Genomic DNA, 12,402 nt, shown 5'->3' on the forward strand with positions numbered 1-12,402 from the left:
GATCGTCCGGCGCCGCTTTTTTGGTGGCCTGTGCGGGCCGGCGCGTATAAGCGGCCGGCATGACCGACACGCCGCCCGACCGCCTCTCGATCGATCCCGACAGCGAGTTCTTCAACCAGCCACTGCTGGAGCGCGGCATCGGCATCCGCTTCAAGGGTGTCGAGCGCAAGGACGTCGAGGAATATTCGATTTCCGGGAACTGGATCCGCGTCGCGCTGGGCAAGAAGGTCGATCGCCGCGGCCGTCCGCTGACGCTGAAGCTGTCGGGCCCGGTCGAGGCATGGTTCCAGCGCCCGGCAGAGGGTGCCGACGCGGCGCCGGAAACCACCGACGAGGACTGACCGCGACCGCGACGCGTCGGGTGATGCGATCACCCGATAAGTCGCGGCGCCTCACGGGTTGGTAGAGCCCACCCGTTCCTTCACCAGCGTCTCGACCACGGCGGGATCGGCCAGGGTCGATATGTCGCCCAGATTGCCGGTGTCGCCCTCCGCGATCTTGCGCAGCATGCGGCGCATGATCTTGCCCGACCGCGTTTTGGGCAGGGCGGGGGCGAACTGGATCGCGTCGGGGCTGGCGATCGGCCCGATCTCGCCGCGTACCCATTGGCGAAGCGCGGTGCGCAGCTCGTCCGAGGGCTCCTCGCCGGCGTTCAGCGTGACATAGGCGTAGATGCCCTGGCCCTTCACCTCGTGCGGCATGCCGACGACGGCCGCCTCGGCGACCTTCGCGTGCGACACCAGCGCCGATTCGACCTCGGCGGTGCCCATGCGGTGGCCCGACACGTTGATGACGTCGTCGACGCGGCCGGTGATCCAGTAATAGCCATCGGCATCGCGGCGGCAGCCGTCGCCGGTGAAGTAGCGGCCCGGATAGGTGGTGAAATAGGTCTGGAAGAAGCGGTCGTGATCGCCCCACACGGTGCGCATCTGGCCGGGCCAGCTGTCGGCGATGCACAGATTGCCCTCGGTCGCGCCGTCGAGCACCTGCCCCTCGGCATCGACCAGCAGCGGCAGCACGCCGGGCAGCGGCTTCGTCGCCGATCCGGGCTTCAGGTCGGTGGCATGCGGCAGCGGGGCGATCAGGATGCCGCCCGTCTCGGTCTGCCACCAGGTATCGACCACCGGGCAGCGGCGGTCCCCGACGACGCGGTGATACCAGTCCCACGCCTCGGGATTGATCGGCTCGCCGACCGTGCCCAGCAGCCTCAGCGAGCCGCGGTCGGCCTTCGTCACCCAGCCGTCGCCCTCGCGCATCAAGGCGCGGATCGCGGTGGGGGCGGTGTAGAAGATGTTGACGCCCAGCCGGTCGACCGTCTCCCAGAAGCGGCCGTGATCCGGATAGTTGGGCACGCCGTCGAACATCACCGTGGTCGCGCCGTTGGCCAGCGGGCCATAGACGACATAGCTGTGCCCGGTGACCCAGCCGACATCGGCGGTGCACCAGAATATCTCGCCCTCGCGGTAATCGAACACGTCGCGGAACGTCGTCGCGGTCCACACGCCGTAGCCGCCGGTGGTGTGCAGCACGCCCTTCGGCTTGCCCGTCGAGCCGGAGGTGTAGAGGATGAACAGCGGGTCCTCCGCGTTCATCGGCTCGGGCGCGCACTCGTCGTCGGCGGCGGCGACGGCGTCGTGGTACCAGATGTCGCGGCCCCCCGTCATCGCGACGTCGCCGCCCGTGCGGCGGACCACCACGACCCGCTCGACCGAGGTACAGTGGGCCAGCGCCTTGTCGACATTCGCCTTCAGCGGCACGCGCTTGCCGCCGCGGCATCCCTCGTCGGCGGTCACCACCAGCCGGCTGTCGCAATCCTGGATCCGGTTGGCCAGGCTGTCGGGCGAGAAGCCGCCGAACACGATCGAGTGGATCGCGCCGATTCGCGCGCACGCCAGCATCGCCACCGCCGCCTCGACGATCATCGGCAGGTACAGCGTGACGCGGTCCCCCTTGCGCACGCCCTGCTCCTTCAGGACGTTGGCGAAGCGGCAGACCCGCCCGTACAGGTCGCGGTAGGTGACATGGGCGGTCTCGCCGGGCTCGTCGCCCTCCCAGATGATCGCGACCTGGTCGCCGCGGGTGGCGAGGTGCCGGTCGAGGCAGTTGACCGACAGGTTCAGCGTGCCGTCGGCGAACCAGCGGATGCGGAAATCGGCCTCGTCGAACGAGGTGTCCTTCACCTGCGCGTACGGCTCGATCCAGTCGAGGCAGCGTCCCGCCTCGCGCCAGTAACCGTCCGGGTCACGCGCCGCGGCGGCGTAGCGGCGCTCATATTCGGCCGCGTCGATGCTGCCGTCGCGGGGCGTGGCGGGGTAGATCGCGTCGGTCATGCTCTCTCCATCGTCGTGGCGGGCGTCGCCCTGCCGGTCCGCCTTGGACCGGCGCGGACCGGCCGCGTCAAGCGGGTCGATGCGTCGCGACAGCATCCGCCGGCTCTGTTACCGTCGGGGAAAGGACGAACGAGGGGGACGCAATGACCAGGCACCTGCCGTGGATCGCACTGGCACTGGCCGGGGCCGCGTGCCTGGGCGTGGTCGCCACGTCGCGCGGGGAGACGATCAACGCGCTGTGGATCGTCGCGGCGGCGATGTCGGTCTATCTGGTCGCGTACCGTTATTACGGGCTCTACATCGCACGCGCCGTCGTCGGGATCGATCCGGCGCGCCCGACGCCGGCGGTACGCCGCGCCGACGGGCTGGACTATGTCGCGACCGACCGGCGGGTGCTGTTCGGCCATCACTTCGCCGCCATCGCCGGGGCGGGGCCGCTGGTCGGCCCGGTGCTGGCCGCGCAGATGGGGTATCTGCCCGGAACGCTGTGGATCCTGGCGGGGGTCGTGCTGGCGGGAGCGGTGCAGGACTTCATGATCCTGTTCATCTCGATGCGGCGCGACGGACGGTCGCTGGGCGAGCTGATCCGGCTGGAGATGGGGCCGGTCGCCGGCACGATCGCGTTGGTCGGCGCCTTCGCGATCATGGTCATCATCCTGGCGGTGCTGGCGCTGATCGTGGTGCGCGCGCTGGCGGAGAGCCCATGGGGCATGTTCACCGTCGCCGCGACGATACCGCTGGCGATGCTGATGGGCGTCTATACCCGCTGGATCCGGCCTGGCGCGATCGGCGAGGTATCGGTGCTGGGCTTTGTCGGCCTGATCCTGGCGATCGTGTTCGGCCAGTCGGTGGCGGAAAGCGCGACATGGGCGCCGCTGTTCACCTTCACCCCGGTGCAGCTGTGTTTCGGGCTGATCGCCTATGGCGCGGTCGCGTCGGTCCTGCCGGTGTGGCTGCTGCTGGCGCCGCGCGACTATCTGTCGACCTTCCTGAAGATCGGCGCGATCGCCGCGCTGGCGATCGGCATCGTGATCATGGCGCCGCCGCTCCGGATGCCGGCGCTGACCCAGTTCGCGTCGACCGGCGCGGGGCCGGTATGGGCGGGGCCGTTGTTCCCGTTCCTGTTCATCACCATCGCCTGCGGCGCGGTGTCCGGTTTCCACGCGCTGATCGCCAGCGGCACGACGCCGAAGCTGATCGCGAGCGAGGGGGATGCGCCATTCATCGGATACGGCGCGATGCTGATGGAAAGCGCGGTGGCGATCATGGCGCTGGTCGCCGCCTCGATCCTCGATCCCGGCATCTATTTCGCGATGAACGCGCCCGCCGCGGTGCTGGGCACCGATCCCGCCAGCGCGGCGGCGGCAGTGACCGCGATGGGGTTCCCGGTTTCGCCGCAGACATTGGCGAACGCCGCGCGCGAAGTGGGCGAGGCGACGATCATCAGCCGCACCGGCGGTGCGCCGACGCTGGCCGTGGCGATGGCGGAGATCTTCAGCCACGTCGTCGGCGGCGCGGCGATGAAGGCGTTCTGGTATCATTTCGCGATCCTGTTCGAGGCACTGTTCATCCTGACCGCGGTCGATGCCGGCACCCGCGCCGGCCGGTTCATGCTGCAGGACCTGCTGGGGCTCGCCGCGCCGCGCTTCCGCGAGGGCAAGGGCGCGACCGGGATCGCGGCCACCGCGCTGTGCGTCGCGGCGTGGGGCTTCTTCCTCTATCAGGGCGTCACCGACCCGCTGGGCGGGGTGAACACGCTGTGGCCGCTGTTTGGCATATCGAACCAGATGCTCGCCGCGGTCGCGCTGATGCTGGCGACGGCGGTGCTGTTCCGGATGAAGCGCGAGCGGTTCGCCTGGGTGACGATCGTGCCGGCGGCGTGGCTGGTGCTGTGTACCGGCACGGCCGGGCTGATGAAGCTGTTCCACCCCGATCCCAGGATCGGGTTCCTGGCTCATGCCGACCGCTTCGCCGGCGCGGTGGCGCGCGGCGACCTACTGGCCCCGGCCAGATCGCTGGCCGAGATGGGGCGGATCGTGATGAACGACCGGATCGACGCCGCGCTGTGCGCGCTGTTCCTGGGCGTGGTGGTCGCGATCCTGTTCTACACGATCCGCACCTGCATCGCCGCGCGCGCGGCGCCGCACGCGACCGCGACGGAGATCCCGGCCGATATGGTGCCGGCGGAATGAGCATCGCATCGCGACTGGCGCAGACGGCGCGGCTGATGGTCGGCATGCCCGATTACGACGCCTATTGCCGGCACATGGCCGAGCGGCATCCGGATCGCACGCCGATGACGCGGACGGCCTTCTTCCGCGATCGCCAGCAGGCGCGCTATGGCAGCGGCGGCGGGCGGTGTTGCTGAGCGCAGCCCGGCGCAGCGGTCGTCCACATGGCCGCGGTGCCATGCGATGGATCTCGACGCCCGGCGGGTCGATCTGCGATCGGGTGTCGGTGAAGGGCGAGAGACGATGATTCGACGGCAGAAGAAGCGTTATGGCCCGGCCCAGCTGCTGGCGATCACCGGCATGATCGCGGTGGTCGGCGTCGCCCATGCCACGGCACCGGACCGGCAGGCGGCCGGCGGCACCACCGATCCGGCCCCGACGCCCGCTCCGTCCGTCGATGCCGCGCCGCCGCGCGACCGGCCCGTGCGCCTGCCCGCCAGACCGGTGCAGGTGCCGTTCGTGCTCCAGGACAATCTCGTCCGCATCGAGGCGTCGATCGACGGCAAGCGGCAGCAGGTCGTGCTGGACAGCGGCGCGGCCGCGACGATCGTCGATCAGGCGTTCGCCCGGGCCCATGGCCTGATCGAGGGCCGGTCGGTCGGCGATGCCGCCGGTGCCGGCGCGACCGCGCAAGCGTTGCGGCCGGTGCGGTTTTCCAGCCTCGCCGTCGGGCCGTTGCGGTTCGAGCAGCTGGACGCCTATTCGGTCGATCTGTCGCATCTGTCCGCCTCGGCGGGGTTTCCCGTCAACCTCCTGATCGGCGCACCCGCGTTCAAGTACGGTGCCGTGACGGTCGACTATCCGCGCCGCCGGGTGACCTTCGGCCCCTCGGGCAGCGCGGAAAAATGCGCCGCGCCCATTCCGCTCGCGATCGTCGACGACGCCCCGATCGTGGAGGTACAGCTTCGCCCCACGCCGGGCGCCGCGCCGGTGCGGTTGCGGCTGCTGGTCGACCTCGGCACCCGCCACGCCGCGCTGACGATCGGCGGCCCGTTCCTTCGCACCGACGCCGGGGCGGCAATGATGCGATCCGGCGTCGCCAGGCAGGTCGGGCACGGCATAGGCGGCAAGGTCCAGGGTAGTGTCGCGCGGGTCGACGAGCTGCGGATCGGCCCATCGACCCTGAGGAAGCTGGACGTCTCCCTGACCTCCGGCGTCCCCGCGTTCGAGACCGGCGTCGTCGACGGATCGCTCGGCGTGCCGTTCTGGCAGTCGGGCGCGATCACCTTCGACTATCCCGCCCGCACGCTCTGCATCACCGCCGCGAACGGGCGCGATCGGGTCGGGTAGCGGGGTTTACCGGCGCGCTTCAATTGTGCGGGAACTGGCGGGCGTGGCTTCCTCGAATCTTTTTGCATGTTCGCCTGCGCCCACTGGCGGACGTTCGCAAAACGAGCGAACAAGCCGCATGGACCGCAGAAGCCTACTCGCGCTTGCCACCGTGCTCTCGGTATTTGCCTCGTCTGGCGCGTCGGCTTGCAGCCCAGTACTCGCCTCTCCTCGCCGGAACGGTCTTCAGAACCAACAGGTCCAGAAGCTATTCGCTGCATGGTGGCAGCGAGACAGGTACCAGTTTCAGCGTGTGTTCAAAGACACGCTCATGTCCGACGGCTCTCTTATGGAGGCCAAAATTGCTGACGAGTTACAGCAGCAATCACCTATACCCGATAACACCTTCGACATTTTCGATCGCTTCTTTTTGGATAAACGTAAAGTAAATCGGTTGACGATGATCGTAAATACCGAAGCAGGTGTAGTTGTCGCGTGCTCTGAAGAAAATTCAGCAGCAGACATCCAGCCGGATTGTTCCGGTATGCCAATGCTACATCTTTTTTTGGTGGCGATGTCCGGTCTGAACGTGCGGAGCGTCACACATCTTGCCACGACAGCAACGCCTAATACAGGCAAGTTCAGCATTTGGGTTGATGGGTGAGGCAGCGGCGACTGTCCACCCTCACCAGCCACTCACACCTCGGTCGTCCCTGACCACAACGACAGGCGCCTGCCACCCGGCCCGTTCGCGCAACAACGACCGCTCCGACCCTTTCTGCAATCGATTGTTGCATCCTGTCGGCAATCCGGTCTAACCATGCTCCGCCGCGGCAGACGGCGTTCGAGCAGGAGGATGTTGCCATGCGTGCGCCGGAGGCCAAACCCCATCTGAGCATGGCCCGGATCCTGGAGATGAACCTGGGGTTCCTGGGCCTCCAGTTCAGTTTCGGGCTGCAGCAGGGGAACATGACCCCGATCTACAGCTATCTGGGCGCGTCGGAGGCGTCGTTGCCGATCCTGCAGCTGGCGGGGCCGATCACCGGGCTGCTGGTCCAGCCGCTGATCGGGGCGATGAGCGACCGGACCGACTCGCGCTGGGGCCGCCGGACGCCATACTTCATGATCGGCGCGGTGCTGTGCGCGCTCGGCCTGTTCTTCATGCCGCTGTCGTCGTCGCTGCTGATGGCGGTGTCGATGCTGTGGATCCTCGATGCCGGCAACAACATCACGATGGAGCCGTACCGCGCCTATGTCTCCGACCGGCTGAACGAGGACCAGCACCAGATCGGGTTCCTGACCCAGTCGGCCTTCACCGGGCTGGCGCAGATGCTGGCGTTCCTGACGCCGTCGATCCTGGTCTGGTGGGGGATGAACCAGGACTGGGTCGACGGCCACAACATCCCCTATACCGCGCGGATCGCGTTCATGGTCGGCGCGGTGCTGTCGTTCGGCACGATCCTCTATTCGATCCTGCGCGTGCCCGAACTGCCGCTGACGCTGGACGAGCGGGCGCGGATCGCCGCGCAGCCCAAGTCGCTGGGATCGACCGTCGCCGAGATCGGCCGCGCGATCCGCGACATGCCGCTGGCGATGCGCAAGCTGGCGCTGATGAGCCTGTTCCAGTGGTATGCGATGGCGGCGTACTGGGCATACGTCATCTACGCGATCGGGCGATCGGTGTACGGCACGTCGGATCCGACATCGTCCGGCTTCCACTCCGCGGTGCTGACCAATGGCGAGATGGCGGCGTTCTACAACGGCGTCGCCTTCGTCGCGGCGTTCGCGCTGGTGCCGCTGGCGCGCCGCTGGGGTGCGGCGACGGTGCACGCCGTCTGCCTGGTCGCGGCGGGGGCGGGGATGCTGTGGCTGCCGCACATCACCGACAAGGCGCTGCTGTTCGTGCCCGCGATCGGCGTCGGGCTGGGCTGGGCCAGCATCATGGGCAACCCGTACGTGATCCTGGCGGGATCGATCCCGCCGGAGCGGACGGGGGTGTACATGGGCATCTTCAACATGATGATCGTCATCCCGATGCTGCTGCTCGCGGCGACGCTGCCGCTGATCTACGGCCCGCTGCTGGGCGGCGATCCGCGCGGCGTGCTGACGCTGTGCGGGGTGCTGATGTTCTGCGCGGCGGCGGCGGTGTTCTGGGTGCGCGAGCGCAACGCAGACGGGCTGCCGGTCGGTGCGGTGGCGGCGCCGTGACGGTCGCCGAGCTGCATGGGGCGGGGTGGAGCCTGGTCTTGGAACGGACGGCGGCGGGCGTCATCTGGCGCTGGTGGGGCGGGCCGGTCGATACCGCCGCGCTGCCGCCGGTCGCCGATACGCGCCCGGCGGCGTCCTTCTCGCTCGACGAGGATCGGCCGCTGCCGCTGGTGCCGGCGTTCGGCACCGGCTGGTTCGGCCAGCCGGCGCTGCGCGCGCACCGTGCCGGGCACAGCTTCGCCCAGTCGCTGGCGGTGCAGGACCTGCGCGCCGACGACCACGCGATCACGGTCGTGCTGGTCGACGCCGCGGCGGGTATCGTCGTGGAGCAGCGGATCGAGGCGGGGGGCGATGCCGTGCGCTTCACCGCCAGCGTCCGCAACGAGGGTGCCGGCGACCTGACCGTCGAGTGGCTCGCCGCCGGCACGCTGCCGCTGCCGGCCGACTGCGCCGCAATCCGCCACTTCACCGGCCGCCACAATGCAGAGTTCGTCGCCCGGCGCGAGGCGATGCCCTGCCACGGCTGGGTGCGCGAGAACCGGCGCGGGCTGACCGGCCATGCCGGGCCGCCGGGGCTGTTCGTCGAGGGGCCGGAGGCGGGCTGGCACGCCGGCCGGGTACACGGTGCGCAGCTCGCCTGGTCGGGCAACCACCGGCTGGCGATCGAGCGCGACGACGAGGGCGGCTGGACGCTGCAGATGGGGGAGGCGCTGGCGCCGGGCGAGGTGATCCTGCGGCCCGGCGAACGCTACGACACGCCGCCGATGATCGCGGTGACGGGTGAGGCGGGGCTGAACGGCGCGATCCAGTCGTTCCACGCCGCCATCCGCGCGGTCGTGCCGTGGCCGGGCGGACGGATGCGCCCGCGGCCGGTGCACATCAACAGCTGGGAGGGGTTCTACTTCGACCATGACGAGGCAGCGCTGATGGCGCTGGCGACCCGCGCCGCGGCGCTGGGCGTGGAGCGGTTCGTGCTCGACGACGGCTGGTTCCGCGGCCGCGACGACGACACGGCGGCGCTGGGCGACTGGACGGCCGACCCGCGCAAATACCCCCATGGGCTGACGCCGCTGGCCGATCATGTCGTCGCCGCCGGCATGGAGTTCGGCCTGTGGGTGGAGCCCGAGATGGTCAATCCCGACAGCGACCTGTTCCGCGCGCATGCCGACTGGGCGTTGCAGGTCGCGGGCGTGCCGATGGCGACCTCGCGCCACCAGCTGGTGCTCGACATGGGCCGGGCCGAGGTGCGCGACCACCTGTTCGCCGGCATCGACGCGTTGCTGCGCGACCTGCCGATCGCCTATCTGAAATGGGACCATAACCGCGATCTCGCGCCCGCCGGCGATGCGGGCGGGCGGGCGGGGTATCGCCGGCAGGTGCTGGGCACCTATGCGCTGATCGACCGGCTGCTGGCCGCGCATCCGAAGCTGGAGATCGAATCCTGTGCCGGCGGCGGCGGTCGGACCGATGCCGGGATCGCCGCCCGTGCGCACCGGTTCTGGACCAGCGACAATATCGACGCATCGCTGCGCGTCGCGATGCAGCGCGGCTTCCTCCATTTCATGCCGCCCGAGATGATGGGCGCGCATGTCGGCGCCAGCCCGGTGCACGCGACCGGCCGGCGCCAGGACATGGCGTTCCGCACCGCCGTGGCGCTGCCCGGCCATTTCGGGGTCGAACTGGATCCGGCGGCGATGTCGGCCGGGGACGCCGCGGTGCTGGCCGAGGGCGTCGCCCGCTACAAGCGGTGGCGGGGCGTGCTGCACGCCGGGCGCACCTGGCTGGGGGAGGGGCCGGACGGTCTGGTCTGGCAGGCGCAGGGGGAGGTCGCGGGCGAGATGCTGCTGATGCTGACCCGCGTTGTCCCGTCCACCCTGCGCCGCCCGCCCGCTGTCACGCTGCCGATGCTGGCCGATGCCGGGCGGCTTCGCGTCCGCCTGCCGGTGCTGGCGACCACGCCCGGCCATCCCGCGCCCGATGCGCCGCTGTTCGCCGCGATGCGCGGCGACGGCGTCGTGCTGGACGGCAGCTGGCTGGCCCGTGCCGGCCTGCCTACCCCGGCGATGAAGGCGGAAAGCGCCGCCATCTTCCACCTCACTCCCGCATGACGGACACCTCGATGCACGCCTCCACCATCGCCGCCACCCACTGGTCGGCCGACGCCGTCGCCGGCATCGCCGCACAGCGCGGCTGGCAGCTGCCCGTCATCGCCGCACCAGACGTCGTGCCGATCGCCGATGGGCTGGACCTGTGGGACATGTGGCAGATCGCCGACGCCGACGGCCGCACCGTGATCCGCGACGGGCGCAGCTGGTGGTTCTTCCTGGCGGCCCCGCGCCTCGACGATCCGGACATGCGCCACGACGTCGCGCGCATCCGCCTGACCAGCCACGGCACGGACGGCTGGCGCGACCATGGCGAGACCTTTCCCGACGGCTTCACGCCCGGCAGCCGCGAATGGTCGGGATCGGCGGTGCTGGCGGAGGATGGCGAGACGCTGACCATGTACTTCACCGCGTCCGGCCGGCGCGGCGGCGGCCCGCGGTTCGAGCAGCGCCTGTTCGAAACGGTCGGCCGCTTCACCGTCGACGGCGGGGCGCCGCGGACCGGCGACTGGAGCGAGCCGGTGGAATCGGTCGCGGCGGACGGCCGCCACTATGCCGTCGCCGCGCAGGACGAGCCGGAGAATGGCGGCATCAAGGGGTTCCGCGATCCCGGTTACTTCCGCGATCCGGCGGACGGGGCGGAATATCTGCTGTTCGTCGGATCGGCGGGCGACACCGATCAGGTCCACGACGGCGTCATCGGCGTCGCGCGTCGCGGCGGTGGTGGCGGCTGGACGCTGCTGCCGCCGCTGGTCGAGGCACTGGGCGTGAACAGCGAGCTGGAGCGCCCGCACATCGTGATGCATGCCGGCCGCTATTACCTGTTTTGGTCGACGCAGGGACGGCGCTTCGCGCCCGGCGCCGCCGCGCCGACCGGGCTCTACGCGATGGTGGCGGACCGGTTCACCGGCCCCTGGCGGCCGGCGAACGGCACCGGTCTGGTCGCGGGAAACCCGGCGGCCGAGCCGTTCCAGGCCTATTGCTGGTGGGTGACGGGGGAGCTGGACGTCATCAGCTTCGTCGACCAGTGGGGATTGGCGGGCAGCGATCCGACCGACGATCCCGTGCTGCGCCGCGCACATTTCGGCGGCACCGCGGCGCCGTGGTTCCGCCTGGCGATCGATGGCGACCGGGTGGCGATCGCCTGAGCCGACCGCGCCGGCGCGAACGGCCTCAGGCGGAGTCGCGCTCGATCAGCACCGGGCGCATCACCACCGACGGCGCATCGATCCCGCCGACCCGCTGAAACAGCGCCGCCACCATCGCCCGGGCGCCCGCGGCGATATCCTGCCGCACCGTCGTGATCCGCGGCATGGACTGGCTGGCAAGGGGCAGGTCGTCATACCCGACGACGCGGACATCCTCCGGCACCCGGATCGATCGCGCGGCCAGCGCCTGGATCGCGGTCATGGCAATCACGTCGGATGCCGCGGCGATGCCGTCGATGCCGGTGCCCATCGTGTCCAGATGCGCCGCGATCTCCTGCTCCATCACGTCGGATGCCAGGTGCGTGTCCAGCTGCAGCGGCGGCGGCAGGCCGGCATCGGCCAGTGCGGCGGCGACGCCTTCCCACCGCTGCGAGATCTCCGGCGCCTTCATCTCGCCCAGGAACGCGATCCGGCGACATCCCTGCGCCACCAGCCGCTCGCCCATCAGCCGCCCGCCCGCGACGTTGTCGGTGCCGACCGCGCAGTGGATCTGGCCGGGCAGCTGGCTGCCCCACGCCACCAGCGGGCGATATCGGGAGGCGACCCGCTCGATCGCGTGGTGCTGGTCCGACTGGCCGATCAGCAGCACCCCGTCGAGCATGCCGGAATCGACGATATGCTCCAGCCAGTCGTCGGCGTCGGGGATCACGCGCGACAGCATCACGTCGTACCCGTTCTCGGTCAGCGCATCGGCCAGGAAGCCCAGCACCGTCATGAAGAACGGGTCCGACAGGTGCTGGCGCCGTTCGTGGCCCAGCGGCACGACGATGCCGATCACGCCGGTGCGGCGGGTGCGCAGTCTGCTCGCCATCTGGTTGGGGCGAAATCCATGCTCGGCCGCCAGCGCGGCGATGCGCTCGCGCGTGGCGGTGTTGACCAGCGACTTGCCGGCCAGCGCCCGCGAAACGGTACCCGGCGACACCCCCGCCAGCTGCGCGAGGTCAGCGAGGGTACGAACGCGGGGTGGCTGATCGGGCATCGGCATGATTGCGGTAACGACTAGCGTGTCGTAGCGTCAAACGCGACCCTCATGGGGTCCTACAATCCCGTT

Annotated in this window: 10 protein-coding genes; 8 read left to right on the forward strand and 2 right to left on the reverse strand. The window is 69.9% G+C overall.

The features are described 5' to 3' along the window. Positions 1-59 precede the first annotated feature (59 nt). Positions 60-341, forward strand: coding sequence for a DUF3297 family protein (locus ABC319_RS14280; protein WP_413070865.1), 282 nt, complete (start codon positions 60-62; stop codon positions 339-341). Positions 342-392: 51 nt separating this feature from the next. Here ABC319_RS14280 and acs read toward each other — a convergent pair whose 3' ends face one another. Further along, a complete protein-coding gene (acs, locus tag ABC319_RS14285; protein WP_413071705.1) occupies positions 393-2,330 on the reverse strand; it encodes an acetate--CoA ligase in 1,938 nt (645 codons plus the stop codon). Between the two features lie 143 nt (positions 2,331-2,473). Here acs and ABC319_RS14290 point away from each other — a divergent pair, with 143 nt between their 5' ends. The 7 genes from ABC319_RS14290 to ABC319_RS14320 all read left to right on the forward strand — a co-directional run bounded on the left by ABC319_RS14290 (position 2,474) and on the right by ABC319_RS14320 (position 11,291). Beyond that, the gene (locus tag ABC319_RS14290) at positions 2,474-4,522 is read left to right on the forward strand and encodes a carbon starvation CstA family protein (RefSeq protein WP_413070866.1); all 2,049 of its coding nucleotides are present in this window, start codon (positions 2,474-2,476) and stop codon (positions 4,520-4,522) included. Further along, positions 4,519-4,698, forward strand: coding sequence for a YbdD/YjiX family protein (locus ABC319_RS14295; RefSeq protein ID WP_413070867.1), 180 nt, complete (start codon positions 4,519-4,521; stop codon positions 4,696-4,698). The genes ABC319_RS14290 and ABC319_RS14295 overlap by 4 nt, the downstream gene beginning before the upstream one ends. Before the next feature lie 46 nt (positions 4,699-4,744). Next, on the forward strand, positions 4,745-5,851 hold the full coding sequence (locus ABC319_RS14300) for an aspartyl protease family protein (protein ID WP_413070868.1): 1,107 nt from the start codon (positions 4,745-4,747) through the stop codon (positions 5,849-5,851). Between the two features lie 310 nt (positions 5,852-6,161). Continuing rightward, positions 6,162-6,494 carry a hypothetical protein gene (locus tag ABC319_RS14305; RefSeq protein ID WP_413070869.1) on the forward strand — a complete coding sequence of 111 codons (333 nt, stop codon included), beginning with the start codon at positions 6,162-6,164 and terminating at the stop codon, positions 6,492-6,494. Positions 6,495-6,694: 200 nt separating this feature from the next. Then, entirely contained in the window at positions 6,695-8,038 is a 1,344-nt protein-coding gene (locus ABC319_RS14310; protein WP_413070870.1) for an MFS transporter, read from the forward strand. Further along, positions 8,035-10,146, forward strand: coding sequence for an alpha-galactosidase (locus tag ABC319_RS14315; protein WP_413070871.1), 2,112 nt, complete (start codon positions 8,035-8,037; stop codon positions 10,144-10,146). The genes ABC319_RS14310 and ABC319_RS14315 overlap by 4 nt, the downstream gene beginning before the upstream one ends. A gap of 11 nt (positions 10,147-10,157) precedes the next feature. Continuing rightward, positions 10,158-11,291, forward strand: coding sequence for a glycoside hydrolase family 68 protein (locus ABC319_RS14320; RefSeq protein WP_413070872.1), 1,134 nt, complete (start codon positions 10,158-10,160; stop codon positions 11,289-11,291). 25 nt (positions 11,292-11,316) lie between these two features. Here the strand turns inward: ABC319_RS14320 and ABC319_RS14325 are convergent, their stop codons facing one another. Beyond that, positions 11,317-12,330: a LacI family DNA-binding transcriptional regulator gene (locus tag ABC319_RS14325; protein ID WP_413070873.1), complete on the reverse strand. Its 1,014-nt coding sequence runs from the start codon at positions 12,328-12,330 to the stop codon at positions 11,317-11,319. Positions 12,331-12,402 lie beyond the last annotated feature (72 nt).

Source organism: Sphingomonas phoenicis, assembly GCF_047238005.1.
Taxonomy (GTDB): Bacteria; Pseudomonadota; Alphaproteobacteria; order Sphingomonadales; family Sphingomonadaceae; genus Sphingomonas.

Bases quoted from the DNA above. Each gene is read 5' to 3' on its own strand.
- ABC319_RS14300 (WP_413070868.1), top strand. From the start codon at position 4,745: ATGGATCTCGACGCCCGGCGGGTCGATCTGCGATCGGGTGTCGGTGAA.
- ABC319_RS14280 (WP_413070865.1), top strand. From the start codon at position 60: ATGACCGACACGCCGCCCGACCGCCTCTCGATCGATCCCGACAGCGAG.
- ABC319_RS14320 (WP_413070872.1), top strand. From the start codon at position 10,158: ATGCACGCCTCCACCATCGCCGCCACCCACTGGTCGGCCGACGCCGTC.
- ABC319_RS14295 (WP_413070867.1), top strand. From the start codon at position 4,519: ATGAGCATCGCATCGCGACTGGCGCAGACGGCGCGGCTGATGGTCGGC.
- ABC319_RS14305 (WP_413070869.1), top strand. From the start codon at position 6,162: ATGTCCGACGGCTCTCTTATGGAGGCCAAAATTGCTGACGAGTTACAG.
- acs (WP_413071705.1), bottom strand. From the start codon at position 2,330: ATGACCGACGCGATCTACCCCGCCACGCCCCGCGACGGCAGCATCGAC.
- ABC319_RS14310 (WP_413070870.1), top strand. From the start codon at position 6,695: ATGCGTGCGCCGGAGGCCAAACCCCATCTGAGCATGGCCCGGATCCTG.
- ABC319_RS14290 (WP_413070866.1), top strand. From the start codon at position 2,474: ATGACCAGGCACCTGCCGTGGATCGCACTGGCACTGGCCGGGGCCGCG.
- ABC319_RS14325 (WP_413070873.1), bottom strand. From the start codon at position 12,330: ATGCCCGATCAGCCACCCCGCGTTCGTACCCTCGCTGACCTCGCGCAG.